The organism is Mycolicibacterium helvum (genome assembly GCF_010731895.1).
GTDB lineage: Bacteria > Actinomycetota > Actinomycetes > Mycobacteriales > Mycobacteriaceae > Mycobacterium > Mycobacterium helvum.
In genome coordinates this window covers 260,875-286,944 of record NZ_AP022596.1, presented here as the reverse complement: position 1 = coordinate 286,944, position 26,070 = coordinate 260,875, and the positions used below count along the sequence as shown (strand labels likewise).

Sequence of the window (26,070 nt, the reverse complement as noted above, 5' to 3'; positions counted from 1 at the left end):
CGCTCCTGCCCGCCGGCTTTAGAAGTCGCCGAACCCGCCGCCGAAGTCGCCCCCGCCGAAGTCGCCGCCCCAGCCGCCGCTGTCGCCGAGGCCGCCGCCGTCACCACCCCAGCCACCGCCATCGCCCGACCAGCCGCCACCGTCACCGCCCCAGCCGGCGTCTTGGCCGCCGCCCGCGTCCAGACCCTGGTCGTAACCCTGGTCGAAGCCTTGATCGAAGCCCGAGCCGTAGCCGTTCTCGAATCCGGAAGCGTCGTAACCGACCCCGCCCATACCGGAGAACAACGCGTCAAACAGCAGTACCGAACCCACGCCCCAGGCCCCGGCGACCAGCGCCGTCTTCCACCACGGCTCGGAATACCAGCCGGCCGGCACCGGACGGCCCGCGACCCGGCCGCCGGGGTAGTAGTTCGGGGTGCGCTGGCTCGGCACGGGGGAGGCCTCGATCTCGCGGCCCTCGAACGCGACCTTGCGGTCCTCGGTGACCGCACCCGCCGACTTCTGGCCGGCCATCGTCTCAAGCTCGGGGCCCGGATCCATGCCCATCGCGGTGCGCGCGGCGCGCACGTAGTACAGCCCCTCGATCGCGCTCTCCTTGGCCAGCATCGCCTGCTTGGCGGTGGTGGCCTGCTCGATCTGCGAGGACGCGGCGGTGAACCGTTCCGACGCGTCGGCCAGCGCCTGGGTGGAGGCGTCGTTGTTCCCGGACAGGTTGAGCACCTGGCCGCCGAGACGTTCGATCAACCGCCGCGCCTCAGCTTTGGCATCGGCCAGTGAGGCGGCATTGCGATTGCCCGAGGCCCGCGACGAACTGACCACCGCCAGCACGATCGCAGCGACCACGACCAGGATGAGCACCAGCAGCACACCGTTCATGGCGTCCACAGTACCGATCCTGTGAAAGTGCTCCGGAGAACGAGAATTTGCTTGTCAGAGCACGCCGAGCGCGCGGTAGACCGCGTCACTCAACGCGGTGCTGCGCGGGTCCGCATTGCATTTGGTGGCGTCGAAGTAATTCATCACGTAGGCGTAGCCGATCCGGTGTTCGAGGTCGACGAAGCCGTAGGAGCCGCCCGAACCGCCGTGGCCGAAGCTGCGCAGGTTCGGCCCGGCAACCCCACGCTGGTTGAGCATGTAGCCCAGGCCCCAGCCGTGATCGGCGACCCGGGCCCCCAGCACCACGTCGGCGTCGAATCCGCCTTGCGAGACGCGCACGGATTCCAGATGGTCGCGGCTGAGCAGCTTCTCCTGCGCCAGCCCGTTATAGAACGTGGCCAGACCCAGCGCCGAGACGTGACCGTTGGTGCCCGGGAACTCGCTGCAGCGCCACCGTGTGAGTTCGTTGGAACCGAGTTCGTCGTCGGGGACGAAACCCATGGCAATCGACAACCCGGCCATCGGATGTTCGTCGAGCGAGGTCGGATGGCTGGGCGCCTGGCCGTTGGCGAGGACGTCGCGGATGTGCGGCTTGTTGACCATCTCGGCGCAGCGCATGTGTTCGGCGACCGGCAGACCGATGTGTACGTCGATGCCCATGGGCTGGGCGATCTCGGTCCGCAGGTACTGGCCAATGGTGCGCCCGGTGACGCGGCGGACCACCTCGCCGAGGATGAAGCCGAAGGTCACCATGTGGTACCCCTGCGCCGTGCCCGGCGGCCACCACGGCTCGGCGGCGGCCAGATCGGCGCACACCCGATCCCAGTCGGAGGTGTCACTCCAGTGCAGGCGAGTGCGCGGTCCGATCACGCCCGAGCGGTGCCCGAGCACCGATGCGACCGTAATGTCCTGCTTGCCGTGCTGGGCGAACTCCGGCCAGTACTGCGCGACCGGTGCATACAGGTCGATCTCACCGCGGTCGGCCAGTAGGTGCACGCAGGTGCTGGTCAGGCCCTTTGTTCCGGAGAAGATGCTGGCCAGCGTGTTCTGCCGCCACTGCCGCCGCCGTCGGGCATCGGCGTAGCCGCCCCACAGGTTGACCACCAGGTCTCCGTCGACCCACACCGCCACGGCGGCGCCGACCTCGTCGCAGGAAGTGAAGTTCTTCTCGAAGGCGTCCCGGACCGCGCCAAAACCCGCGGTACATGTACCGCCGATGGGTATCTGGTCGCTCAACGCGCCTCCTAGCCGACAGTCCCAACCGGGGCGGCCGCCGGGATATCTCCCCGGGTCCTGCCCGCGGGAATCACAGCCGAATCTACGGAGATGACAGTAGCCAGAAAAGCTTGGAGGACGATTGGAGCGCAATTGCAACCCCGTCGTGATCAGCGCGGTTCCTCAGAAATTTGTTCATGCGGAGTTTCCTGCCGATTCCACGTTCTCGTAGGTGCTTGCGTCACGATCCAGGGGTGGAGATTCCCGACACCGGCGTACCGCCGACTCTGGCCGCCCGCATGACGATGGCCGAGCAGCACGAATGGCATCAGCGGAATCTGCGTCGCCACCGGGTTTCCCGGCGCAGCTTCTTGCGCGGGTCGGCAGCCGCCGCGGCCGTGGCCGCCCTGGGCACCAGTCCGTTCGGGCACCGGGCCTACGCCCAAGACGCACCCCTGGGGGTGGCGGGCCGCCGCGTCGGATACGGCTCGGATGCGTCGAGTCAGCTGAGGCTGGCCGCGCAGCTGTCGCGCAATCCCGGCGCAACCAAGGTCTTCCTCGATCACGGCCCGACGCCGGGATTGGGGGCGACGGTCGAGGCCGAAGTCCGCAACCTGCTCACCCAGATTCCCGACAGCAGCGGCGGAGTGCTCTCAGCCGAGCAGTTCTACGTCCACGCGCCGCTGGACGGGTTGCCGGGCCGCACACCGCACTTCTACCAGTGGCGCACCGATGACGGTTTCGTGTCTGACATACGCTCCGCGACCACGGCGATGCCCAGTGCGCGAAATGCCTTGGGCTGGTTCCGATTCACGATGATGGGCGACCAGGGCACCAACGAAACGCCGTCGGCTCCACCCGGGCTCGCCCCCGGCGACTACGACGACAACTCCTACAAGCCCGACAACGACCCGTCGGTCGCGCATGCAGACAACGTGCTCAACCAGATCATCGCTTCGCGTCCGGACTTCCACGTGCTCGCCGGTGACATCGCCTACGCCGATCCCAGCGGGGAGGGTAAACCCGCGACATTCGTCCGAAAAGGAAATCCCCCCAAGGGGTTCGACAAGTTCAACCCGTACGTGTGGGACGTGTACCTCAATTCTATTGAGGCCAGTGTGTCGACCACCCCGTGGATGTTCGCCACCGGTAACCACGACATGGAAGCCGCCTACCCGGTGCACGGCTACGGCGGACATTTGGCGCGGCTGGATTTTCCGGGCAATGGCCCGGCGGGGTGCCCGTCGGTGTATTCGTTCACCTACGGCAATGTTGCGGTGCTGTCGCTGGACGCCAACGATGTCAGCGATGAGATCACCGCCAATACTGGTTACTCCCATGGAGCCCAAAATGCTTGGGTGGAAACGACATTGGCAGCGCATCGGGCGAACCCCGACATCGACTTCATCGTCGCCTTCTTCCATCACTGCGCGTACTCCACGGTCTCCGACCACGCCAGCGACGGGGGCGTACGGGCCGCCTGGGGTGCGTTGTTCGACCGCCACCAGGTCGACTTGGTGCTTCAAGGCCACAACCATGCCTTCGAACGGACCGATCCGATCCGGGGCGGTGCGCCCACCAGGGTTGCCGAGGACAACGCCATCGTCTACCCGGAAACGGACGGCACGGTCTACTACACCGTGGGATCCGGCGGGCGGCGCCGCTACAACTTCCAACCGGGGGAGCAGGAGAGCTACCGCGGCCACGAGCTACCCGACACCTTCGTGCCCAACAGCTATGTCTGGACGTCCGACGGTCACAAGAAGGCCGAGGCGGTCGACTGGTCACGGGTGCGGTTCCGCAACTACGCGTTCATTCGCGTCGACGTGCGGCCAGGAAACCTGATGAGCGAGATGGATGTGACGGCCGTCGACGAATACGGCCGGGAGTTCGACAAGCTGACCTACCGCCGTCAGGTCCGCGCTTAGCGTCTTCGGCTGAACCGCCGGCCGCGGCGCTAACCGGTGAGCCGCTCGATTCCGGTGTAGGTGGCTCCGCGCACCGAGGGACTCCAGACTGGCGGAAGACTTGGTATATACCCCATGGGGTATAGTGGGGCCAGGATGTGAGGAGGGTCAAGATGGCCAGGAGCGTGAAGCATCTGACCGGTGTACTGGTCGCCGTCGCTGTTTCGGCAGTGATTTCGGCGCCGGTGGCAACGGCCGCTGACAACTCGAGCTGCGTGGCAACCGGAGGATCGACCGATTGTCAGGCGCCAGGCAATGCGCAGATCTACGCGGCACCGCACGCGCTGCCCGCGTCCGCGGGCCAATCGAATCCGAAGTGGCGGCCGCTGGGCTACAACCCGAAGTGGAACGGCTTCCAGCCGTGACGCGGCGGTGATCGAACCCGCATAGCCAAGGCCGCACAAATCGCACGTCAGTGCATTATGGTTCGGTTCACCCATGACTCGTACGGTGCTGGCCCTGCTATCGGTGGGCGTGCTCGCGCTTGCCGGATGCGGTGCACGGCCAGACACCGATTCGCTTTCGGCACAGGCGATTACCGGACCGTATGCGCTGCTGTTGGAGGCCTCTGCCAACCTCGGTGACTCCAGCGCTTCGGTGGTGCAGCTCACCGCCGAACTCCGCGGTACCCAGCCCCCGAACCAGTTGCAGCGATGGGCGGTGGCCAACGGTCTGTCGGTCCGGTGGCAGCAGGGTGCGGGGTGGGCGGTGCTGCAGGGCCCGCCGGCCAGTGTCGCTGCCGCGTTGAGTGTGCCGGTCCGCGACTACCGCACCCCGCTCGGCGAGCAGTTCTACGCCTCGCCCGAGCAGCCGTCAGTGCCTGCGGCGCTGCGTGATTCGGTGTCGGGGCTAGGTCGCATCCTCAGCTACACCCCGTATCACTCGAGCAGTCCGTCGATTCGGCCCCTTGATGTGCCCGACCACAGTCTGCCGCCGGACGCGTTGCGCACCATCTACAACGTGCGGCCGCTGGCTGACGCGGGCTACACCGGCAAGGGCACCACGATCGTGGTGTTCGCGTTCGACGGTTTCGATCAGGCCGACCTCGACATGTATGCCCAGACCTACGGATTGCCGAAGTTCACCCCCGAAGTGGTCGGCGGGATGCCCGAGCAGCGCAACAACGAGGCCTCGATGGACCTACAGGTGGCCCACGCGCTGGCGCCGGACGCGCGCAAGGTCCTGGTCAATGCCCGTCCGACGGTTGGCGGCGGGGGTACCTACGTCAAGATCGCCGAGATGATGCAGGACGCGGCCCGCCGCTTCCCGGGCGCGGTGTGGAGTCTGTCGATCGGCTGGGGCTGCGACCGGATGATCACCGCCGCCGACCTGACTCCGGTCCGTGAAGCGGTGGCCGACGCCGTGTCGAGCGGCACCACCGTGTTCAACGCCAGCGGCGATCTTGCGGGTCTGGAATGCAAACGCGGCCACGACTGGTCGGCCCCACCCGGCCCGTCCGATGTCGGCTTGGACGCGGTCGCCTCACTTCCGGAGGTGACGACGGTCGGAGGCACGTCCCTGTCGACCGACGAGCACTACCGCTGGCTCGCCGAGCACGGATGGAGCGACGGGCCGCTGACCCAGGGCAGTGGTGGCGGGATCTCGGCCTTGTTCGAGCGGCCGCCGTGGCAGACCGCGGCACCCGAGACCGCGTTGCGCCGCCTGACACCGGATGTCTCGGCCGTCGCCGACACCGCCACCGGCGCCGTCATCGTCCTGCGCCAGCAGCTGGTTGTGGGGGGCGGCACCTCGCAGGCGGCGCCGCTGTGGGCCGGCATTGCGGCGGTGATGACCCAGTTCCTGCTCGATAACGGCGGCCGCCGGTTGGGGGAATTCAATCCGACCCTGTACCGCATCGCAGGTGGGGCCATCCGGCCCGCCTTCCATGACATCGTCCTGGGCACCAACGCGGTCGCCGTCGCGGGCCCGGGCTACGACATGGTGACCGGTTTGGGCACACCCAACGTCGACAACCTGGCACGAGACATCCTCGATGTTCAGCGGGGGGTGGCGTGACCGAACAACCCGAGACCATGCCGTGCCGGGTGTGCGGGCACGATGTGCCGGCGGGCAGATTCTGCGGCCGGTGCGGCGCCCGGCTGGTACGCGAACAGGGCAGCGGTCCAGATTGGCTGCGGATCAACGCATTTATCGCGGCACCGGGCGAGAACGTGCTGCAGCCTTCGCTGGTCAGTTCATTGTTCCCGCACCTGCCGCGGCGCTCGCATGGCACATTCCGCGTCGGACTGGCACTGGTGTTCCTCCTATTGGTCGTGTTCTGCGTGCTGCATTGGTACGTGCCGATGGTGGCGGTAGCCACGTTCGCCCCGCTGCTGCTGTTCGTGATCTATCTGCACGAAGCGGGCGTGATCGCCGACTTGTCCTGGCGGGTCTGGGCTTTGACTGTTGTGCTGGGTATCGCGGCCGGAGTGGGGTGGACGCTGCTGACCGCCTCTATCGTCGCCGAGTCGTACAGCCTCGGGCTGGGTACCGAAGTGCCGACGACGATATTGGTGCGCGATGCGCTGGTGATCCCGTTCGGGGGATTGCTGGTGATGCAGTTGCCCACCGTGGTGGTCCGGCTGACTCGTCCGCCGATTCGAGAGTCATTGTACGGCTTTGTCATCGGCGTTCTGGGGGCGACCGTGTTTGCGGTGACGGCGACGATGGTCCGGCTGGTCCAGGAGATTGACGCCGGTATCGCGCTTGGCGATCAGTCCGTCACCGACCTGCTGATCGAGGCGGGTGTGCGAGGTCTCACCATGCCGCTCACGGCAGCCACGGTGAGCGGATTGTTCGGGATCTGGCTGTGGTACACGCGACGACCGGATGCATCCCGCGTTCGCCATGTGGCCAGCGGCGTGCTGGTCCTGGTGGTCGCCGCCGCGGCCTACGCCAACGTCGGTCTGGTCGAGGTGCTTCAGATCGCTTCGGAACTCCAACTTTTGGTGCATGTGGGGCTGGCTCTGGCGGCGGTGGTGGCACTGCGAGTGGGAATTCAGGTAGCGGTACTGCACGAGCCGCAGGACCCGCTGCATCCCGAGCTGCCGATCCTGTGCCCGGGGTGCGGGCACGTTGTTCCCGACATGGCGTTCTGCCCGGCGTGCGGTGTCGCTGCGCACGCCGCGTCACGTTCCTCGAGGGAGGCCCGCCGACAGGACCGGCCGGTACCGGGCACCGAGTTGGTGGGGCGATGAGCGCGCCGTCGGTGTCCCGCGAGCTGGTGCCCGGTTACTCCGTGTTGTCGGGATCGTATGTGGCGCGGCCGCTGCCGTACACGCCGCTTCGGCGGTTGCTGCTCCTCTTGACGGTGGGGCTGGTGGTCGTGGTGGGTGCGATGACCACGGCCTCGCTACTGACCGCGGCTCCGCCGGTCCGCTACGCCTGCCCGCCGGATTGCGGACGGCCGCCGACCGGTGTTCCGGTGCAAGCCAATCCGCGGTTCTCGCCGGCCGACGGCTCGTGGTCGGTGGCTTACCCGGGGCCTGGTGCGGCCTACGCCATCACCAAGGAGGATGACGGGGTCAATGCGGTGTTCACCGGCGGTGACGGCGGCGCGATGGAGTTGTTCGCGGTCCCTGCCAAGGGCCGCACGGCCGAACAGGTCGTCGACGATCTGTTGCACGAGAAGCAGCCTGACGCGACAGTGGCCTACGTGCTGCCGAACGCTACGGTCGGCTATCAGCTCGGGTACGGCGCCGTCCTTGACGTCTACCCGCAGGGCACCAGCGGGGTCACCCGGCGGACCCGCATTATCGTGATGGCTGCGGTCAAGAACGACCTCGCGCTCGTCGGTGGCGCGATTGGCCCGTATCACCCGTTCCGGCCCGGCGACGGCCCGAGCCTGCCGTCGGGCGCCAACCTGCAACTTGCCCAGGATCTGGGCAAGTACATCAACAGCTTTCAGTGGAAGGGTGATCCACCCCGATAGCACTCACCAGATGTCGAAGTGCGTAGCGCCCAGGCGATCTGGGGTGCCGTTGTCGATGTACACCGGGCCGAGCTGGAAGGGGATGTTGCCGGTATTCGGCCGCGAACTCGTCGCAGTCTGCGAGTTGTAGATGTCTGGGCTCTTCTTCGACGGGCCGATGACGTAGGTGTACAGCAGGATCAGCCCGTCAGCGGTATACACCGATACTCGAGTGCCAGGCTTCAGCTTCGATCCTTGGGCGGCGTCTCCAGCGACCCAATCCGGCAGGCCGCCCCAGACGCCACCGGAATCGACGTTGCCCCGTAGCGGTACCGGCGTCTCATCATTGATCTTCACCTGGAAATCACCGATCGGTCCACCACTGATCGACCCCTTCGAGGGCAGTGGATTGGGGCCGAACACCACCAGGCCGTACGGGCCGATGATGTTCTCGTACATCAGCACCCCGTCCTTGAGCTCGCCGGGGAGCAGCGCGGTCATCGTCGGGCCCGACGCGGTATTGACCCCAATTCCCAATGTGCCCACGACGCCGACGCCGGCGTTCGAGTAGTTCAGGTACGACGCTTCGGAGCTTGGGTCCACGACCCGCACATCAAAGGGGGCGGTGACCGCGCCGCCGCCGAAGTCGACCTTCGTCGAATACTTGGTGTAGCTGTAGCTGACGGACGCGGTCGAGTCGCCGTATCCACTCGTACCCTTTTCACCCGGTGGGCCGAGGTCCTTCTGACCGACGTACTTGTTGATGATGGTCAGTCCGGACGAACCGGTGTCCAACAGCACGGGGACGACGGGCCCGCCGTTAACCGAGATGTAGACGATCTGTTGGGTGGTGTAGACGGTCTTCATCAGCCGAACGGCGTAGACCTGACCGTTGGTTTTTGCCGCACCGACGAGCCCCTTCGCCTCGGATGCGGCGGTGGGCGCACCGAGGAGCCCGACCAGGGGCATGGTGAGCGTCGCGGCGTCGAGAGCCATGCCGGCCACGGTGGGCAGCATCAAGGTACCCAACAGCGACAGCTGCGCCAGCTGATGCGCAACCGGAACACCGACGGTGTTGGCCACCGCCGCCTTGGCCGGCTCGATGGAGTTCTGCCAGGTGGTCAGTGACCACGCGGCCTGTGCCAAAAACATTTGGGGCACAACGGAAGCCAACCCGGCAGCGACGTTGCCCGCCCCCCAGGTTGTGGACTGGAGCAGTTGTTGGGTCTGGCCAATCTGTTGCAGCGACAAGCGCACTGCGCTGCCGGGCACCACAACCGCGTTGTCGGGCAGATAGGAGGTTCCGCCGTAACCGTCTGGGGCTGCGCTCTGAGAAATGTCGGCCACGTCAGTGACCGTTGCGGTCGCGCTCGCACGAGCGGTTCCGGCGCTGACGTTTGAACGCTGCGAGGCTGTCGCCGACGCCGATCGCACCGGGCCGGCGACAGTTCGGGCGGCCTTCGGGCGCGAATGAGCCACGGCGGTGCGGGGTTTAGCGCTGGCAGCCGACGATTCCGCCTTGCCCGATGAAGTTCCGGACTGCCCGGTGTCGGCATTGGCGATCGCACTGCCGGACACCAGCGCGGCGCCGATACCGAGGGTGAGCGCACCGGCGCCGAGCCACGCGTAGGGCGTGCGCGTTCGGCGTGCCCGCTTGCGCGGCGCGCCCGTCTCGCCGGCGAACTCGTCCAAGGTCTGATTCATGGCTGTCCCCAATTCGCCTTAACGCCGCACACCAGCGCGACCCACGCGGCCGGTGTGACCGCGGATGCCGGCGTAGCCCGGACGCCCACCCACGCCGGGTGTGGATTTGTCCTGCGTGGGTGCACTTGCGTCGCCGCCATTTCCGCCATTGCCGCCGCTGCCGCCGAACTGTCCGCCGAACGCGCCGGATCCGCCGGCGCCGCCAACGGCGGATCCGGCGCCGTCAACTCTCGCGAAGCCCCCGTTGCCGCCGTTGCCGCCGGTTCCAAGGATCTCGCCGCCGGGGCCGCCGGCGTTGCCTTGGCCGGCTATGGCGTTGCCGTTTCCGCGCGCACGCGCGTCGCCGCCATTGCCGCCACGACCGCCGGTGCCGAATACGGGGGTGACGCCGCCGAAGTTGTTGCCGCCGGTACCGCCGTTGCCGGCAGTGGCAGTCCCGGTGCCCCAGGTCTCGGCATATCCGCCAGCGCCACCAGTGCCGCCGGTTCCGATGACGGTGCCGCCACCGCCACCGCCGATGGCGCCGAAGCTATGCCACTGCTGCGACAAGGCGCCGCCGCCAGCGCCGCCGGCGCCGCCGGTCCCGGCGAAGGTGGAGCCGCCAGCGCCGCCGATGCCGCTGTCGGCGCGCGACAGCACCGATTCAGCCGAGCCGCCGGCTCCACCGGCACCGCCGTTTCCGAACTGGGCGCTCCCGCCGGCGCCGCCGGCCCCGCCGGTAACCGCGTAATTCGCATAGGTGCTGCCGCCGGCGCCGCCGGCGCCGCCGCTGCCGAGCCAACCGGCCTTGCCGCCGTTGCCGCCGGCACCGGCGGACGTCAGCTGGACATTCCGGTACGGATTGAAATTGTCGCCGCCCTTACCGCCCGCTCCGCCGTTGCCGAGGAGACCACCGCCCGCGCCGCCATTTCCGCCGTTCGTGGGCGCGGAGTCCCCGTTGCTGCGGTACAGCCCGATCGCGCCGTCGCCGCCCGCGCCCCCGTTGCCGACGAAGAGGCCGCCGCGACCACCGTTGCCACCCGCTGTCGCCTCTGAATACAAGGATCCGTCGCTGTTGTAGATGGCTACCGCGCCGTTGCCGCCGTTGCCGCCGTTGCCGAACAGCAGGCCTGCGCTACCGCCGTTGCCGCCATTGGCACCGCTACCGCCGTTGCCCCACAGCAGGCCGGCGTTTCCGCCGTTGCATGCCGTGCCCGTGCAATTCAATGGGGCGTCGACCCCATTGCCGATGAGCCAGCCGCCGTAGCCGATGACGGGCTGAACGTTGGCGGCCGCCGCCAGTGCGCGCGACGGGACCCCGGAGGCCGCCGGAGCTTTCGCATTGTGGTCGAGTAACCAGAGGTCGTTGTCGGTTGTGGTCGCCGGACTCTGCGGAATCAACGCAAACTCAGTCGATGTCAACGCCACGGCGGGTCCCTGCGAGCCGGTCGCCGAGGCGCCGATGACGACGGCGATGCCGCCGGTCAACGCGCCCCCCGCCACGACCGCATAGGTCACGGGCAGGATCAGCTGCAGCGGTATCCGACGATTGCGCAAGCGGCGCTCGACCACGTTATTCCCCCCTGGTGTCACCCAGGGCGTCGACCTCGTGAATTGCAGTCGGCTCAAGGATGCAAGAAACAAGTTAGAGAGAGCAATTAGCTGAGTCAAGGTTTTCGGGTGGGTGCGTTACGTGATTCGGGTAGGCGTCCTGGGTGTGGGTGTGGCGAGTCGCTCGTCAGTGGCGGGTGCCGCACTGCCGTGCAGTTCCGTGAAATCTGTTGTTGCACAGATGATGTCGAGCCATTCGTTCGTTCAGGCGGCCGTTGCCGGTTCAAGTCGCATCACTTCCTTGGCTGCGCGCTCACCGGAGCGCACGGCGCCGTCCACCCAGCCGTGCATGACCGCCGAGGTTTCGGTGCCCGCCCAGTGGATGCGACCGCAGGGTTGGGTTATGGCAGGCCCGAACTCGGTGAGCACACCGGGTGGGCAGTGGCTGAGCATGCCGCCGCCGGAGTACCGCTCCACCGACCAGTCCTGGTCGAGGTAGGCCACCGGGTCGGCGGCTTTGCCGCCGAATCGTTCAACCAGATTCGCCAGCACTTCCTTCTTTCGCTCGTCATGGTCCATCCGGGAATACCTGCGCGCCGCGCCGGCCTCGGTGATCACGCACATCACCCCGGGACGGGGTTGGTCGGTGGACGCGTCGATAGTCAACGTGGCCAGTGTGTTGGGCGCGAACGTCTGACCGGTCAACCCGTCGTTACGCCAGAACGGTTCGTCGTACACGATATTGATCTTCACAACGGCACCGCTGGGCATGCGCTGATGCAGGAACGACCGATCCGCCGGCAGCATCGGTTCGTACAGAATTTGGCTGGCGATCGCGATCGGCACGGCCACGATGGCACGGCGGGCCCGCACGGTCGTGTTGTCGGCTTCCACGGTGATGCCGTCGTCGTTGTGAATGATGCGCCGTGCCGGTGTGCTCAGCTGGATCGCATCCCCAAGTTCGGCGGCTATCGCACCGGAGACCGCACCCATGCCGCCGACGACGCGGGAATCCTGGGATCCGTCCTTGATACCGAGCACGAAGGACGGGCCGCCGCCGGAGGCCAGCTGGCGGAGGACGAACAACATCGAGGTCTCGGACGCCGCCGAGGTGTACAGGCCCGCAATCGCGGCTTCCAGCAACGTGTGGGCCGGCTTGGACAGCGTGTGGTTGTCCAGCCATTCGGCATAACTGATGCGGTCCAGCTTGTCGGCGTTCTTTGCTTCCCAGGGCGCCTGCAGAGGAATCGTCTTGCACAGCCGGGTCAGATCGAGGAACACCGCGCCCATATTGAGTGCCGCCCACGGGCTCATCGTCAGCGGAATGGTGCCTTCGTAGCGGTAGTGCTTGCCGTCGACGACCATCATGGCTTGGCCTTCGATGAACTGCTTGTAGCTGGCGACGCCAAATTCCTTCATCAGCCCGTAGATGGCATCCTGGCCGGGTCCGATCCAGGCACCGCCACGGTCGATCCAAGTGCCCTCGGGGCCTTCGACGGTGAACGTCCGCCCGCCGACGCGGTCGCGGGCTTCCAGAACGGCCACCGATCGGCCCGCTTGTTTCAGTCGCAATGCAGCGGTGAGTCCGGCGAAGCCTGCGCCGACCACGCAAAAGTCCACATCGGCCATGGCTCATGGTGCGCCTGGCTGTCTACGCCCTGTGGGCGTTTTGGCAAAGTGCTAACCTGCGGGCCGCGCGGTCCGAGGAGGACGATTGAGCACCGACAACGCCGTACGCACCGCCGTGGTCTTCGTGCACGGCTTGCTCGAACGCCGGCCGATGGACACCTTCGACGATTTCGCCAAGACGGTGTTGGCTCCGCACGAGGGCCGCTGGGAGTACTACCCCCAACCCATCGAGATCACCGACTCCTACGAGGCGCGCCGCTACGTCGCCCCCGCGAGCGGAGTCGAACTGTACGAGTACGACTGGTCATTCCTGATGACGAGCACGCGATACGCGGGCTTCATGCCCGCGCTGGCCCGGCTGTTCCTGCGACGCCCTCGCCACGTGCCCGACCAGGTGTTCGGCATCTGGCGCGCGGTGTGGTTGGTGCTGCTCGTGCCGCTCGCCGTGCTGGCGGGGCTGTTGGTGGTGGGCGGTTACTTCCTGCAGACGGGGATTGCCGGGTGGATCATCGGGCTCGTAACCAGCGTGGTGGTGCTCAGTGTTGTCCTTGCGGTGTTCCGCATGTTGCCGCGGGCGCTGACCCGCAGCTTTCTGACCACCGGTTTCGTCAACGTCGCCCGCTACTTCGATCCGGCTGTGCCCGAGTCCCATGCGGCGCGGCGGGCGATCCGTGGCGGGCTCGTCGACCTGTTGTACACCCTGCACCAGGGCCGCTATGCGCGGATTGTCGTGGTGGGCCACGGCATCGGCGGCTACATCGCCTACGACGCGCTGACGACGTTGTGGGAGGAGATGCACGAGTTGCGTGCGGCACCGGCCCAGAGCCCGGGTGGACTTCGTACGCTGGGCAGCCTTGAGGCGGCCGCCGACCGGCTGGCGGTCGAGCCGGACTCAGATGGTGCACTCGACGAGTTCCGGGCCAAGCAGTTCGACTTGTGGCAGGATGCGCGTGCTCAGGGAAACCCTTGGCGGATAACAGACTTCGTGACGGTTGGAACGCCGATGGCGTTGGCCGACTTCTTCATCGGCCGGCCGCCCATCTTCAGCGGCCTCAGTCGCTCCGACGATCGGCGGCGTGAGCTTTTCGACCGGCTGGTCCGCAGGGGCGTGGTGGTGCGGTGCCCACCTCGGTCGGAGGCCTCGCCGGTCGATGTTGTTGAGCCGGGGCCGGCGACCTATGGCTCTGGGGGTTCCGGAGTCCTCGGCGCACAGTCGCCGTTCGCTGTGACCCGCTGGACCAACATCTGGTTTCCGGTGCGCCGCGGCAGTATTCGCGGTGACTGGTTCGGCGGTGTGCTTCGCCCGCTGTTCGGGCCGGGTATCCGCGAGATTGCGGTCAGCGGCAACCTTCCGCAGCGACTGCGGCCGGGGGCAGCGCAGACGTGGTACTTCAAGAAGCCGGATCGCGACGCCGAGGGTGATGTGGCGTTTCATCTTCGCGAAGTTCTTGCCCTAGAAGATCACTCGGGACTCGATGCCTCGATGCGCGCACCTGAGCCCGATCCCGCGACGGTCGGCCGGGTGGTGTATCGATCATGGCAACGGAGTATGTGATGGTTGTGCGGTCGGTCGGCGCGGTTGCCCTAAGCGCGACCCCAAGAGCGCTGTGCCCGCGACTCGCTCGGACTACTGGATCCCGAACCCTGACGGCAGCTTCTTCGGGGAGCGGACCCTCGTCATCGGCGGAGCCGGCTGCCCGGATGAGGGGCCGGGCACCCACTGGCTGCCGATATCGCTGACCCCGGCTTAGGCAGCGCCACGCTTGCTGCTGCCCTTACCGTCGGCAGACGCGGAGGATGGCGTCGACTTCTTGGCACTGCGGGCTTTCGTCGGCGCGGGCTTGTTGCTGTCCGGGGTGGAGGCAACGCGCTTCGATGTGGCCACCCCACGGCCGGCGGGCTTGACCGGACCGCTGGTGGGGGCAACCACCCGCACCTGCGCCGAGGTGGCGGCCGAAGCGCTGCCGGCGCAGCTCTGACCGGTGAAACAGACCGGAAACTTCGGCACCCTCGGGATGTGGAGGAACCTCAGTCCGGGGTTGACGGTGTCGGCGAACGCGTTCCAGGCGTATGCGGTCGCGGCGAAAGCCACCGCGAAGCCACTGAGCCCAATGGCCGCCAGACCGGGGCCCGCGCCGAGGCCAAGACTGTTCAGGTAAGTCAGGATCTCAGCCGCGAACGCGAGGAAGTCCGGGGTGTCTGATGCAGTCGCGTCGGGGCCGGTTGGGCTTGCTGCTGCCGGTCGGGACGCCGATGTGGGCGTCGCGGTCTGGAGCACCGTAGCGCTGAGGTCGGCCGCAGTGACGGCCACGAGCTGTACCGCGTGAACTTCGATGCGGGGGAGCGCCGCACCGGTCACGGGCGGTGCGGTCACCAAACCCAGCGTGAGGATGCCGGCGCTCGCGACGGCTGCAGCAGCGGTGTAGGGACGAACGGCGGTGCTCTGGAATCCTCGGCGCATCATTACCTTTGGGTCGTCGGCGACGTGACAGGCGAATCGATCATGACATTCGTGCGCGACAATTTCGGCTGTTTGAGCACTCAAAGAATCGGACATCATGGGACGGTGAAGCTGCTACCGACCCCCGAGGTGACACTCGCTGACTCCGACGTCGAAGACGCGCTGGCGCGGGCCGTCGCGGTCATCAACCCGCTGCTGGACGTGTTGTGGGGGACAGACCCGTTCGGGCTGAAGCGACGAACCCCGCCGAACGCGGTCTCCTGGGTGCTCAACGCGGCCGACGTCCCGGGCACGCTCGCATGGGACGACCTGAACACCGACGACCGGATCAGCTGGTGGGTGTGGCGGGTCGGTGCGCTGAACACCGTTGTGGTGGCGTTCCCCGGGGTGCTGGGTGTCCTCGGCCGACGACTGCCGATTCAGGATCTCCTCGGATTCGCCAGCCAGGCCATCGTGCTATGCGCCGTGGCCCGTGAGCTGGGTGTGACCGACTATCGGCGTCAGGTCCGGATGCTCGCCTCGGTGCTGTGCGGGCGGGATCTGTCAGTGGTGGTCCACGAGAACCGTCATTCGCCGGCGACGATCCCGTTCACGCCGGTCGGCATTGCCAAAGCGTTGTGGAAGTTGGCCGGGGTTTTCGATGCCATCGGCGACGAGCTGGCGAAGCGACCGCACCCACGCGCCCCGTTCCGGTACGTGGCCATGCTGCCCGCCGTGGGCGTCGTGGCCTCGTATCTCGGTGAATGCGGTGCGCTGTCCCGCGCGGCAAAGGCCAGCCGACAGTGGATAGAACAGCAAAAACAGCCCCAGGGGGGGCGGTTCTTGAGAGCGGGCGACGGGAATCGAACCCGCGTAATCAGTTTGGAAGACTGAGGCTCTACCATTGAGCTACGCCCGCGTGCTTGTTGCGGACCCAAATGTACCGGCGCCGACCTGATCAAATCCAATCGGCCCACCTGAGAGCGCATCATCGAGGTCGATTGCCGCTGAACAGGCGTTGGGCCGTAGGATTCGGGCGCGAGAAATGCAGCACCGGGGTGTAGCGCAGCTTGGTAGCGCATCCGCTTTGGGAGCGGAAGGCCGCAGGTTCAAATCCTGTCACCCCGACACGCCCAACGAACGACCCAAACGACCGAAGATTCGACCCGAGGAGTACCGCAGTGAAGAGCACCGTCGAGAAGTTGAGCCCGACCCGGGTTCGCATCAACGTGGAGGTGCCCTTCACGGAATTGCAGCCTGACTTCGACCGGGCCTACAAGGAGCTCGCCAAGCAGGTACGGCTGCCCGGCTTCCGGCCCGGCAAGGCCCCGGCCAAGCTGCTCGAGGCCCGCGTCGGCCGCGGCGCGGTGTTGCAGCAGGTCGTCAACGACGCGTTGCCCAGCCGCTACAGCGAGGCCGTCACTGCCACCGAGGTGACCCCGCTGGGCCAGCCCGACATCGAGGTCACCAAGATCGAGGACGGCGAGGAACTGGTCTTCACCGCCGAGGTCGACGTGCGGCCCGAGATCGAGCTGCCCGACCTGAGCACGCTGAAGATCTCGGTCGAGCCCATCGAGATCACCGACGACGAGGTCGCCGCCGAGTTGGAGTCACTGCGCGCCCGCTTCGGCACCCTCAAGGGCGTCGAGCGTCCCGCCCAGGAAGGCGACTTCGTCTCCATCGACCTGTCCGCCACCGTCGACGGCGAGGACCTTCCCGACGCTGCCACCGAGGGCCTGTCCCACGAGGTGGGCTCGGGCCAGCTCATCGAGGGCCTCGATGACGCCATCGTCGGCCTCGCCGAAGGTGAGTCGAAGGTGTTCACCACCAAGCTGGCTGCGGGCGAGCATGCCGGCGAGGACGCTGAGGTCACCGTCACCGTCAAGTCGATCAAGGAGCGCGAGCTTCCCGAGGCCGATGACGAATTCGCGCAATTGGCAAGCGAATTCGACACCATCGAGGAACTGCGCGAGAACCTCGTCGACCAGGTGAAGCGGGTCAAGCGCATCCACCAGGCCGAGAAGATCCGCGACAACGCGCTCGAGCTCCTGCTCGAGACCACCGAGGTGCCGCTGCCCGAGGCGATCGTCCAGGCCCAGGTCGACCAGACCGTGCACAACGCGATCCACGGCCTCGACCACGACGAAGACAAGTTCGCCGAGGCCCTCGAGGCCGAGGGCAGTTCGCGGGAGAAGTTCGACACCGAAACCCGCGAAGCCGCCGAGAAGGCCGTCAAGACCCAGCTGCTGATGGACGCCATCGCCGACGACCTCGACATCCAGGTCGGCCAGAACGACCTCACCGAGCGGCTGGTTCTGATGTCGCGCCAGTACGGCATCGAGCCGGCCCAGCTGCTGCAGATCCTGCAGCAGAACAACCAGCTGCCGGCGATGTTCGCCGACGTGCGCCGCGGGCTGACCGTAGCCGCTGTGGTCGAGGCGGCCACCGTCACCGACACCGACGGCAACGTCGTCGACACCGCCGAGTTCTTCGGCCCGCCGGCCGAGGCCGAGGGTGCAGAGATCGCCGAAGGCGACACGGCCGACGCGAGCGACGAGGCCTCTGAGCAGCAGGCCGACAAGGCTGAGTAACGCCGACAGCGAAAGCGCACTCTCCTGGGAGTGCGCTGCGCGCTGCGTTGGTTAGGGTCGGGTAGAACGAAGTCCGTAGAAAGCAGGTATCAAGTCGTGACTGATATGCGTTCGGGCATGCCAGGGCTGAATCTTTCCGACTCGGTGTATGAGCGGTTGCTCGCCGAGCGCATCATCTTCCTGGGCTCCCAGGTCGATGACGACATCGCCAACCGGCTGTGCGCGCAGATTCTTCTGCTCGCCGCCGAGGATCCGTCCAAAGACATTTCGCTGTACATCAACTCGCCGGGCGGCTCGATCAGCGCCGGCATGGCGATCTTCGACACCATGGTGCTCGTGCCGTGTGACGTCGCCACCTACGCCATGGGCATGGCCGCCTCGATGGGCGAGTTCCTGCTCGCCGCCGGGGCCAAGGGCAAGCGCTACGCGCTGCCGCACGCCCGCATCCTGATGCACCAGCCGTTGGGCGGCATCACTGGTGGCGCGGCCGATATCGCCATCCAGGCCGAGCAGTTCGCGCTCATCAAGAAGGAAATGTTCCGGCTCAACGCCGAATTCACCGGCCAGCCTCTTGAGCGCATCGAGGCTGACTCCGACCGCGACCGCTGGTTCACGGCGCAGGAAGCGCTGGAGTACGGGTTCGTCGACCACATCATCACCCGCGCCCACTTCAACGGAGTGTCCAATGCCTGACTACACAGATTCGCGGCTCGCACCGCAGGCGCGCTACATCCTTCCCTCGTTCGTCGAGCACTCCAGCTGGGGTGTGAAGGAATCCAACCCGTACAACAAGCTGTTCGAAGAACGCATCATCTTCCTCGGCGTGCAGGTGGACGACGCCTCGGCCAACGACATCATGGCCCAGCTGCTGGTCCTGGAGTCGCTGGATCCTGACCGCGACATCACCATGTACATCAACTCACCGGGTGGCTCATTCACCTCGCTGATGGCGATCTACGACACCATGCAGTACGTACGTGCCGACATCCAGACGGTGTGCCTCGGTCAGGCCGCCTCGGCCGCTGCGGTGCTGCTGGCCGCCGGCACGCCCGGCAAGCGCCTGGCCCTGCCGAACGCGCGCATCCTCATCCATCAGCCGTCGCTCGGGGGCGTCATCCAGGGTCAGTTCTCCGACCTGGAGATCCAGGCCGCCGAGATCGAGCGGATGCGGACCCTGATGGAGGAGACACTGGCCCGTCACACGGGTAAGGACGCGGCCATCATCCGCAAGGACACCGACCGGGACAAGATCCTCACCGCCGCGGCGGCCAAGGAGTACGGGATCATCGACACCGTCCTGGAGTACCGGAAGCTCTCGGCCCAGAACGCTTAGGCCCGAGAAAGCTTGATCGCGGCGATGTCTGCCGGGCTCACCCGACAGCATCCGCCAATGATGTTCGCGCCCGCCGCGGCCCACTGGGCCGCGGCGTTCGCGTTGAAGTGGCCAGCCAAACGGCCTGAGCCCACCCAGGTTCGCCGCTGGCGATCCCACTGTTCGCCGCTGTTCGGGTAGACGATCACCGGCTTTCCGGTGACCGCGCGAGCCACCTCGACGGCACTGAGCACCTCAGCGGGTGCGCAGCAGTTGACCCCGACGGCGACGATCTCGGGAACCTCGGCGGCCACCGCGAACGCCTGCTCCAGAGGTTGGCCGGCCCGGGTCTGCCCGTCGGCAATGGTGTAGCTGAGCCACGCAGGCACGCGGAACTCGCGGACCAGGCTCACCAGGGCCTCGGCCTCGTCGATATCGGGCACCGTTTCCAGGGCCAGCACGTCAGGCTGGGCGGACACCAGCACCTCCAGCCGCGGGCGATGCCAATCGGCCAGCTGGGCGACGGTCAGGCCGTAGCGACCCACGTATTCCTCGCCGTTGGCCAGGGCCGCGCCGTAGGGCCCCACTGACGCGGCCACCCAGCCGCCGCCGCCGACGTTCTCCCGGGCCGTCTTGGCCAATTCGACGCTGCGAACCAGGAGCCGGGCGACTTCGCCCCTGGCGAATCCGCGCTCCGCGAAACCCTCGAAGGACGCCTGGTAGCTAGCAGACGTCGCAATATCGGCGCCCGCCCGGTAAAAGGCCTCGTGAACGGCGACGATCTCGGCGGGGGAGTCCACCAGCAACCGGGCCGACCACAGGTCGTCGGACAGGTCGTGACCACGGGTTTCCAGCTCAGTGGCCAAACCGCCATCGAGGATCAGGACGGTAGTGTGGGGAACGGCGAACGCCACAACGCAACTTTACTTTCGGCGCAGCTCAACGCGTCGGTTAGGTTACGGCGGCGACACGCCAAAAACACAGCTAAGCGTTCCGGGGCGACGGAAGCCGCGTCAGGCGATATGTTCACCATCACGCACGAATACCATGACGCGATTCGGCTTTATCTGTCGCACCGTGGCAGAGCGAGCGGGTAGCGTCGGGACAGACACCGGCACTGACTGACTGGCAGCGATCGAAGACCCGGCGAAGGAAAGTAGGACCCCACCACCATGGCGCGTATCGGAGACGGCGGTGACCTGCTCAAGTGCTCGTTCTGCGGTAAGAGCCAGAAGCAGGTGAAGAAGCTCATAGCGGGTCCGGGCGTCTACATCTGCGACGAGTGCATCGATCTGTGCAACGAGATCATCGAAGAGGAGTTGGCCGACGCCGACGACGTCAAACTCGATGAGCTGCCTAAGCCTGCGGAGATCCGCGAATTCCTAGAGGGCTACGTGATCGGGCAGGACACTGCCAAGCGCACCCTAGCCGTGGCGGTCTACAACCACTACAAGCGGATCCAGGCGCAGGAGAAGCACCGCGACTCCCGCTCGGAGCCGGTAGAGCTGGCCAAGTCCAACATCCTGATGCTCGGCCCGACCGGCTGCGGCAAGACCTACCTGGCGCAGACGTTGGCCAAGATGCTCAACGTGCCGTTCGCCATCGCCGACGCCACCGCCCTGACCGAAGCCGGCTACGTCGGCGAGGACGTCGAGAACATTCTGCTCAAGCTGATCCAGGCCGCCGACTACGACGTCAAGCGCGCCGAGACCGGCATCATCTACATCGACGAGGTCGACAAGATCGCCCGCAAGAGCGAGAACCCCTCGATCACCCGCGATGTATCCGGTGAGGGCGTGCAGCAGGCGCTGCTGAAGATCCTCGAGGGCACCCAGGCTTCGGTCCCGCCACAGGGCGGCCGCAAGCATCCGCATCAGGAGTTCATCCAGATCGACACCACCAACGTGCTGTTCATCGTGGCGGGTGCGTTCGCTGGACTGGAGAAGATCGTCTCCGACCGCGTCGGCAAGCGCGGCCTGGGCTTCGGTGCCGAGGTGAAGTCGAAGGCCGAGATTGACACCCAGGATCACTTCGCCGAAGTGATGCCCGAGGACCTGATCAAGTTCGGTCTGATCCCGGAGTTCATCGGCCGTCTGCCGGTGGTGGCGTCGGTGACCAACCTGGACAAAGAATCGTTGGTGCAGATCCTGTCCCAGCCGAAGAACGCTCTGGTGAAGCAGTACACCCGGCTGTTCGAGATGGACGGCGTCGAGCTGGAGTTCAACGACGACGCGCTGGACGCCATCGCCGATCAGGCCATCCACCGCGGCACCGGTGCTCGCGGCCTGCGCGCGATCATGGAAGAAGTCCTGCTGCCGGTGATGTACGACATCCCCAGCCGCGATGATGTCGCCAAGGTCGTGGTGACCAAGGAAACCGTCCAGGACAACGTCCTGCCGACGATCGTCCCGCGCAAGCCGGCCCGTCCCGAGCGTCGCGACAAGTCCGCCTGATACGTACACGAGAAAAGCCCCCCACGCCGTGGGGGGCTTTTTCGTACCGGTGCGGCCGGCCGACTGACAGAATCGCGTTGTCGCCCTCAGTGCTGGACGCGGTCGGCCCTGCTATAGATGTTCATCGATTCACCACGCAGGAAAGCGACCAGAGTGAGCCCCGACTGGGTGGCCAGATCGACGGCCAGCGAGGAAGGCGCCGACACCGCGGCGAGCACAGGGATGCCGGCCATGACCGCCTTCTGGGTCAGTTCGAAGGACGCGCGTCCGCTGACCAGCAGGACGGTGCCGTCGAGCGGCACGCGGTTGGCTTCCAGTGCCCAACCGATCACTTTGTCAACGGCGTTGTGCCGGCCGACGTCCTCGCGCACGGCCAGCATGGTGCCGTCGACACCGAATAGCGCCGCGCCGTGCAACCCGCCGGTGCTGGCGAAAACTTTTTGCGCCGAGCGTAATTGGGCGGGCATCGCGGTCAGTGTCGCAGCGGTGACGACCGACGGGTCATCGCCGGGGGAGTGCCGGCTGGTCAGCCGGACCGCGTCAATCGAGGCCTTGCCGCATACCCCACACGATGATGTGGTGTAGAAGTTGCGGGTGACGTCCACCTCGGGCATCGGGACATCGGGGTGCAGCGTCACGTCGAGGACGTTGTAGGTGTTGGTGCCGTCTTCCGGCGGGCTGGAGCGTAGCGACTCGGGGTTGGATCGATGCTCTGAGCCGCGGCAGTAGCGGACGGTGAGAACGTCGTCGCGGTGGGTGATGACGCCCTCGGTCAGCAGAAAGCCCTGTGCGAGTTCGACATCGGAACCCGGTGTGCGCATCGTGACGCTCAGCGGCGTGCCGTTGACGCGAATCTCCAACGGCTCCTCGACGACCAGCGTCTCCGGGCGGTCGGTGGCCGTGCCGTCGTTGACGTGGCTGGCCCGCCGCCGCGACGTCACCCTCCCCATGCTGCGCCACTTTCCTGCCCACCGCGCTCCAGCCGGATCACGACGGCCTTCGATACCGGCGTATTCGACTTGGCGGCAACGTGATCCAGCGGCACCAGGGGATTGGTCTCGGGGTAGTAGGCGGCGGCGTTGCCGACGGGGGTGGAGTACGGCACCACCAGGAAATCCTTGGCGCGGCGCTCCTGTAGCTCGCCCTGGCTGTCGGTGAACTCCGAAATCAAGTCGACGCGGTCGCCATCGGCCAGCCCGAGCGACGCAATGTCGGCCGGGTTGACGAATACGACGCGACGGCCGCCCTTGACCCCGCGGTAGCGGTCGTCGAGCCCGTAGATGGTGGTGTTGTACTGGTCGTGGCTGCGTAATGTCTGCAGCACCAGACGTCCCGGCGGCACCGGTACCCAGTTCAGCTCGTTGACCGCGAAGTTGGCCTTGCCGGTGATGGTCGGGAACTCGCGGGAATCCCGTGGCGGATGCGGCAATTGGAAGCCGTCGGGCTGGCGCACCCGGGCGTTGTAGTCGGCGCAGCCCGGCACCACAGCGGCGATTGCGTCGCGGATGGTGTCGTAGTCGGCGGCGAAGGTTTCCCACGGGACCGGATGGTCAGCGCCGAGCACCGTGCGGGCCAGCTGACAGATGATGGCGACTTCGCTACGCACCTCGTCGCTCGGTGGGGTGAGGCTGCCCCGTGACAGGTGCACCATCGACATCGAATCCTCGACGGAGACAACCTGTTTGCGGCCACCCACCAGGTCACGGTCGGTCCGGCCCAGGGTGGGCAAGATCAACGCCGTGCGCCCGTGCACCAGGTGGCTGCGGTTGAGTTTGGTGGAGACCTGGACGGTCAGCGCGCACGCGCTCAACGCGGCCTCGGTCACCGCGGTGTCTGGGGTGGCCGAGGCGAAGTTGCCGCCCATGGCCAGGAATACCGACGCTCGCCCATCGCGCATCGCCCGGATGGCGTCGACCGTGTCATAGCCGTGCTTGCGGGGACTGATGATGCCGAACCGGTTGTCCAGTGCGGTCAGGAAGGTCTCGGGGACCTGCTCCCAGATGCCCATCGTGCGGTCGCCCTGGACGTTGGAATGTCCGCGTACCGGGCACACTCCGGCGCCGGGCTTGCCAATCATGCCGCGCAACAACAGCAAGTTGGTCATCTCGGTGATCGTGGCGACAGCGTGGGTGTGCTGGGTGATACCCATGGCCCAGCACACGATGGTGCGTTGCGAGGCGGCCAGCATGCCCGCAACTCGCTCCAGCTGTGGCCGGGTGATGCCGGTGGCTTCGGTGACGGTGTCCAAGTCGACGGTGCGGGCGTCGGCGAGGTACTCGTCGAAGCCGTGGCAGTGCGCGTCGATGAACTCGCGGTCGATCACGCTGCCGGGAGCGCGGTCCTCGGCCTCCACCAACAGCCGGCCCAGCCCTTTGAACAACGCTAAATCGCCGCCGAGGCGGATTTGCACGAACTCGTCGGCGATCGGTACACCGTGGCCGACGACGCCGTTCACCTTCTGCGGATCCTTGAACCGGATCAGGCCGGCTTCGGGAAGCGGGTTGACGGCGATGATCTTTGCCCCATTGGCTTTCGCCTTCTCCAGCACCGACAGCATCCGCGGATGGTTGGTGCCCGGATTCTGTCCGGCGATGACGATGACGTCGGCGTGTTCGACGTCATCGACGGTCACCGAGCCCTTGCCGATGCCGATGGAGTCGACCAGGGCGGTGCCCGACGACTCGTGGCACATGTTGGAACAGTCCGGCAGGTTGTTGGTGCCGAAGCTGCGGACCAGCAATTGGTAGAGGAACGCCGCCTCGTTGCTGGTTCGCCCCGAGGTGTAGAACACCGCTTCGTGCGGCGAGCCGAGATCACGCAGGTGCTCGGCGATCAATCGGTAGGCCTCGTCCCAGCCGATCGGCTGGTAGTGCTGCTCGCCGGGCCGCAGGACCATCGGGTGGGTCAGCCGGCCCTGCTGGGACAGCCAGTACTCGGGTTTGGCGGCCAGCTCGGCCACCGTGTGGCGAGCGAAGAAGTCCGGGGTGACTCGCCGCTTGGTGGCCTCCTCGGCCACCGCCTTGGCGCCGTTTTCGCAGAACTCCGCCAGTTTGCGGCCGCCATGTTCCTCGGGCCACGCGCAGCCTGGGCAGTCGAATCCGTGGCGCTGATTGAGCCGCGACAACGTCGCCAACGTGCGGACCGGGCCCATCTCGGCCAGGCCGCGCTGCATGCTGACCATCACGGCCTTCACCCCGGCCGCCTCGTGTTTGGGATCGCCGACGTGTACCGCGTGCTCGTCGTAATCGGCGGGGATGTCGCGGCCGGTGCTCATACCCTCAAATCTAGGCTGTGGACCCCGGCCTCCCGCATTCACCTGGCTGACGTGGCGTTCGCCTTGGTGCTGGCCGGGCGCGCGTCGCGCTTACCGGTGGCTCGAGCCGAACCGGTGGACCGATTGCCGCTGGCCGCCGCCGATGTGGGAGCCGAGTGCCTCGACCGCGGGCCGGCGACGCCTTTGGCCGGCGTGGTGGAAGCGCGCTTCGCCGTGGTGTCGGTCTTGGTCGTGTTGGCGGATGCCTGGCCACCGCCCGGAGCGCGGAGGTCCTTGGCCGCGGCTGCGGCCGCGGCACTCGAGGTAGATCCGCCGGTCACGACGGCCGCGATGTCATGCAGCACTGCCTCGACCACGTTGACCATCGTGGCTATTCCCTTGGCTGCGGCGGTCATCACGCCATAGAGACCCGCCTGGACGGCAGCGGCGAATCCACCCGAACCCGCTGCGGTGGCGGTGTTGATGACGGCGACCGCCACCGCCCCGACCACCGGTATCACCGCCTCGGGAATGGCGGCGAGAACTGTCATCGCCCCGCCGAGCACTGTGGGCGCCAACGCCAACATCGGGCCGATCTGGTTCAGAATCGGTTCGAGCGGAGAGGCCGGACCGCCGCCGACCGATGGGGACAGCTGCAGGCTGACGTTGACCAGGGCCTCGCCGAGCGGCGTGCCGTGAGCCAGTTCGTCGAGCAATGCTGTGGTCACAGAGTGCATCGTTGCGGCAGAACCGGGGGTGAACGCGGCCAGCGCGTTCATGATCCACAGAACTTCGGCTAGCCCAAAGGTGAACGAACCCCCGGAGACGCTTTTTACCGCGGCCGGTGGGGACTGTTTCCAGTCGACGCTATCCACGCTTGTGAGCTGGAATGCGCTCGTCAGCGTGGCCGCCGAAGCGGAGATCGGCGAATCTAGCGGACCGAGTGTCGGTGCCGCTGACGCGACGACGGCGCATATGGCAAATGGTGCGATGACACGTGATGTGGACATAAAAAACCCCTGACCCCCAGATGTATCCAATACATGGACACTATTGGTTATACGACGCGTCGAGTCCTTGCTGAGCTCGAACGACACATTAAATTCATTTAGTTTTTTCGCACGTTTACGTGCAGATATGCGATTCAAATACGCATTTGTTTGCCCAAATTGAGTTTGCGTGTACTTGTT

The 26,070-nt window shown here is 66.5% G+C and carries 21 protein-coding genes and 2 tRNA genes; 12 read left to right on the top strand and 11 right to left on the bottom strand.

Annotation, left to right across the window (positions count from 1 at the left end; all coding sequences use genetic code 11):
- Window positions 1–18 precede the first annotated feature (18 nt).
- Window positions 19–876, bottom strand: a complete 858-nt coding sequence (locus G6N38_RS01355; RefSeq protein ID WP_163745905.1) for a DUF1542 domain-containing protein — start codon at window positions 874–876, stop codon at window positions 19–21.
- A 54-nt stretch (window positions 877–930) separates the two neighbouring features.
- Window positions 931–2,112 carry a serine hydrolase domain-containing protein gene (locus tag G6N38_RS01350; RefSeq protein WP_163745904.1) on the bottom strand — a complete coding sequence of 394 codons (1,182 nt, stop codon included), beginning with the start codon at window positions 2,110–2,112 and terminating at the stop codon, window positions 931–933.
- A 176-nt stretch (window positions 2,113–2,288) separates the two neighbouring features.
- On the opposite strand from G6N38_RS01350, the gene G6N38_RS01345 reads away from it, so the two are divergent.
- The 5 genes from G6N38_RS01345 to G6N38_RS01325 all read left to right on the top strand — a co-directional run bounded on the left by G6N38_RS01345 (window position 2,289) and on the right by G6N38_RS01325 (window position 7,989).
- Window positions 2,289–4,019 (top strand): metallophosphoesterase family protein, encoded by a 1,731-nt coding sequence (locus G6N38_RS01345; RefSeq protein ID WP_163745903.1) that lies wholly within the window; start codon window positions 2,289–2,291, stop codon window positions 4,017–4,019.
- 152 nt (window positions 4,020–4,171) lie between these two features.
- Window positions 4,172–4,423: a hypothetical protein gene (locus tag G6N38_RS01340; RefSeq protein WP_163745902.1), complete on the top strand. Its 252-nt coding sequence runs from the start codon at window positions 4,172–4,174 to the stop codon at window positions 4,421–4,423.
- Between the two features lie 73 nt (window positions 4,424–4,496).
- Window positions 4,497–6,074 carry a S53 family peptidase gene (locus G6N38_RS01335; protein WP_163745901.1) on the top strand — a complete coding sequence of 526 codons (1,578 nt, stop codon included), beginning with the start codon at window positions 4,497–4,499 and terminating at the stop codon, window positions 6,072–6,074.
- Entirely contained in the window at window positions 6,071–7,255 is a 1,185-nt protein-coding gene (locus G6N38_RS01330; RefSeq protein ID WP_246227586.1) for a zinc ribbon domain-containing protein, read from the top strand. The genes G6N38_RS01335 and G6N38_RS01330 overlap by 4 nt, the downstream gene beginning before the upstream one ends.
- Window positions 7,252–7,989, top strand: coding sequence for a hypothetical protein (locus G6N38_RS01325; RefSeq protein ID WP_170314139.1), 738 nt, complete (start codon window positions 7,252–7,254; stop codon window positions 7,987–7,989). The genes G6N38_RS01330 and G6N38_RS01325 overlap by 4 nt, the downstream gene beginning before the upstream one ends.
- 3 nt (window positions 7,990–7,992) lie before the next feature.
- Here G6N38_RS01325 and G6N38_RS01320 read toward each other — a convergent pair whose 3' ends face one another.
- The 3 genes from G6N38_RS01320 to G6N38_RS01310 form a co-directional block, all read right to left on the bottom strand.
- Window positions 7,993–9,672: a PecA family PE domain-processing aspartic protease gene (locus G6N38_RS01320; RefSeq protein ID WP_163745900.1), complete on the bottom strand. Its 1,680-nt coding sequence runs from the start codon at window positions 9,670–9,672 to the stop codon at window positions 7,993–7,995.
- Window positions 9,673–9,690: 18 nt separating this feature from the next.
- On the bottom strand, window positions 9,691–11,223 hold the full coding sequence (locus G6N38_RS30945; RefSeq protein ID WP_163745899.1) for a hypothetical protein: 1,533 nt from the start codon (window positions 11,221–11,223) through the stop codon (window positions 9,691–9,693).
- 243 nt (window positions 11,224–11,466) lie between these two features.
- Complete coding sequence (locus G6N38_RS01310) at window positions 11,467–12,831, bottom strand: flavin monoamine oxidase family protein (protein WP_163745898.1); 1,365 nt, start codon at window positions 12,829–12,831, stop codon at window positions 11,467–11,469.
- Window positions 12,832–12,916: 85 nt separating this feature from the next.
- Here G6N38_RS01310 and G6N38_RS01305 point away from each other — a divergent pair, with 85 nt between their 5' ends.
- Together G6N38_RS01305 and G6N38_RS01300 are read left to right on the top strand one after the other, a co-directional pair.
- The gene (locus tag G6N38_RS01305) at window positions 12,917–14,386 is read left to right on the top strand and encodes a hypothetical protein (RefSeq protein ID WP_163745897.1); all 1,470 of its coding nucleotides are present in this window, start codon (window positions 12,917–12,919) and stop codon (window positions 14,384–14,386) included.
- A gap of 52 nt (window positions 14,387–14,438) precedes the next feature.
- Window positions 14,439–14,582, top strand: a complete 144-nt coding sequence (locus G6N38_RS01300; RefSeq protein WP_163745671.1) for an Rv2253/PknI dimerization domain-containing protein — start codon at window positions 14,439–14,441, stop codon at window positions 14,580–14,582.
- On the opposite strand, the gene G6N38_RS01295 is transcribed toward G6N38_RS01300, so the two are convergent.
- Entirely contained in the window at window positions 14,579–15,295 is a 717-nt protein-coding gene (locus G6N38_RS01295) for a hypothetical protein (RefSeq protein WP_220101377.1), read from the bottom strand. The genes G6N38_RS01300 and G6N38_RS01295 overlap by 4 nt on opposite strands.
- A gap of 824 nt (window positions 15,296–16,119) precedes the next feature.
- Window positions 16,120–16,190 (bottom strand) — tRNA-Gly (locus G6N38_RS01290).
- Window positions 16,191–16,325: 135 nt separating this feature from the next.
- Between G6N38_RS01290 and G6N38_RS01285 the strand changes: the two genes are divergently transcribed.
- From G6N38_RS01285 to G6N38_RS01270, 4 genes are all read left to right on the top strand, one after another.
- Window positions 16,326–16,399: transfer RNA gene (locus G6N38_RS01285), tRNA-Pro, on the top strand.
- A gap of 53 nt (window positions 16,400–16,452) precedes the next feature.
- Window positions 16,453–17,862, top strand: coding sequence for a trigger factor (tig, locus tag G6N38_RS01280; RefSeq protein WP_163745895.1), 1,410 nt, complete (start codon window positions 16,453–16,455; stop codon window positions 17,860–17,862).
- A 105-nt stretch (window positions 17,863–17,967) separates the two neighbouring features.
- Window positions 17,968–18,555: an ATP-dependent Clp protease proteolytic subunit gene (locus G6N38_RS01275; RefSeq protein WP_163751732.1), complete on the top strand. Its 588-nt coding sequence runs from the start codon at window positions 17,968–17,970 to the stop codon at window positions 18,553–18,555.
- Complete coding sequence (locus G6N38_RS01270; protein WP_163745894.1) at window positions 18,548–19,195, top strand: ATP-dependent Clp protease proteolytic subunit; 648 nt, start codon at window positions 18,548–18,550, stop codon at window positions 19,193–19,195. Before G6N38_RS01275 ends, G6N38_RS01270 begins: the two co-directional genes overlap by 8 nt.
- On the opposite strand, the gene mmuM is transcribed toward G6N38_RS01270, so the two are convergent.
- Window positions 19,192–20,058, bottom strand: a complete 867-nt coding sequence (mmuM, locus tag G6N38_RS01265; RefSeq protein WP_246228131.1) for a homocysteine S-methyltransferase — start codon at window positions 20,056–20,058, stop codon at window positions 19,192–19,194. The two genes, G6N38_RS01270 and mmuM, sit on opposite strands and share 4 nt — an antisense overlap.
- A 288-nt stretch (window positions 20,059–20,346) precedes the next feature.
- On the opposite strand from mmuM, the gene clpX reads away from it, so the two are divergent.
- Entirely contained in the window at window positions 20,347–21,627 is a 1,281-nt protein-coding gene (gene clpX / locus G6N38_RS01260) for an ATP-dependent Clp protease ATP-binding subunit ClpX (RefSeq protein WP_163745892.1), read from the top strand.
- An 86-nt stretch (window positions 21,628–21,713) separates the two neighbouring features.
- Here the strand turns inward: clpX and fdhD are convergent, their stop codons facing one another.
- From fdhD to G6N38_RS01245, 3 genes are read right to left on the bottom strand one after another with little or no spacing between them, the layout of a single operon-like run.
- Window positions 21,714–22,577, bottom strand: coding sequence for a formate dehydrogenase accessory sulfurtransferase FdhD (gene fdhD, locus G6N38_RS01255; protein WP_163745891.1), 864 nt, complete (start codon window positions 22,575–22,577; stop codon window positions 21,714–21,716).
- A complete protein-coding gene (locus G6N38_RS01250) occupies window positions 22,565–24,901 on the bottom strand; it encodes an FdhF/YdeP family oxidoreductase (protein WP_163745890.1) in 2,337 nt (778 codons plus the stop codon). The genes fdhD and G6N38_RS01250 overlap by 13 nt, the downstream gene beginning before the upstream one ends.
- Window positions 24,902–24,939: 38 nt before the next feature.
- A complete protein-coding gene (locus G6N38_RS01245) occupies window positions 24,940–25,890 on the bottom strand; it encodes a hypothetical protein (protein ID WP_163745889.1) in 951 nt (316 codons plus the stop codon).
- Window positions 25,891–26,070 lie beyond the last annotated feature (180 nt).

Coding starts and splice junctions, on each gene's coding strand:
- G6N38_RS01355 (WP_163745905.1), bottom strand. CDS start 876: ATGAACGGTGTGCTGCTGGTGCTCATCCTGGTCGTGGTCGCTGCGATC.
- G6N38_RS01345 (WP_163745903.1), top strand. CDS start 2,289: ATGCGGAGTTTCCTGCCGATTCCACGTTCTCGTAGGTGCTTGCGTCAC.
- G6N38_RS01340 (WP_163745902.1), top strand. CDS start 4,172: ATGGCCAGGAGCGTGAAGCATCTGACCGGTGTACTGGTCGCCGTCGCT.
- G6N38_RS01335 (WP_163745901.1), top strand. CDS start 4,497: ATGACTCGTACGGTGCTGGCCCTGCTATCGGTGGGCGTGCTCGCGCTT.
- G6N38_RS01325 (WP_170314139.1), top strand. CDS start 7,252: ATGAGCGCGCCGTCGGTGTCCCGCGAGCTGGTGCCCGGTTACTCCGTG.
- G6N38_RS01320 (WP_163745900.1), bottom strand. CDS start 9,672: ATGAATCAGACCTTGGACGAGTTCGCCGGCGAGACGGGCGCGCCGCGC.
- G6N38_RS01310 (WP_163745898.1), bottom strand. CDS start 12,831: ATGGCCGATGTGGACTTTTGCGTGGTCGGCGCAGGCTTCGCCGGACTC.
- G6N38_RS01295 (WP_220101377.1), bottom strand. CDS start 15,295: ATGATGCGCCGAGGATTCCAGAGCACCGCCGTTCGTCCCTACACCGCT.
- G6N38_RS01275 (WP_163751732.1), top strand. CDS start 17,968: ATGCGTTCGGGCATGCCAGGGCTGAATCTTTCCGACTCGGTGTATGAG.
- G6N38_RS01270 (WP_163745894.1), top strand. CDS start 18,548: ATGCCTGACTACACAGATTCGCGGCTCGCACCGCAGGCGCGCTACATC.
- clpX (WP_163745892.1), top strand. CDS start 20,347: ATGGCGCGTATCGGAGACGGCGGTGACCTGCTCAAGTGCTCGTTCTGC.
- fdhD (WP_163745891.1), bottom strand. CDS start 22,577: ATGGGGAGGGTGACGTCGCGGCGGCGGGCCAGCCACGTCAACGACGGC.
- G6N38_RS01250 (WP_163745890.1), bottom strand. CDS start 24,901: ATGAGCACCGGCCGCGACATCCCCGCCGATTACGACGAGCACGCGGTA.
- G6N38_RS01245 (WP_163745889.1), bottom strand. CDS start 25,890: ATGTCCACATCACGTGTCATCGCACCATTTGCCATATGCGCCGTCGTC.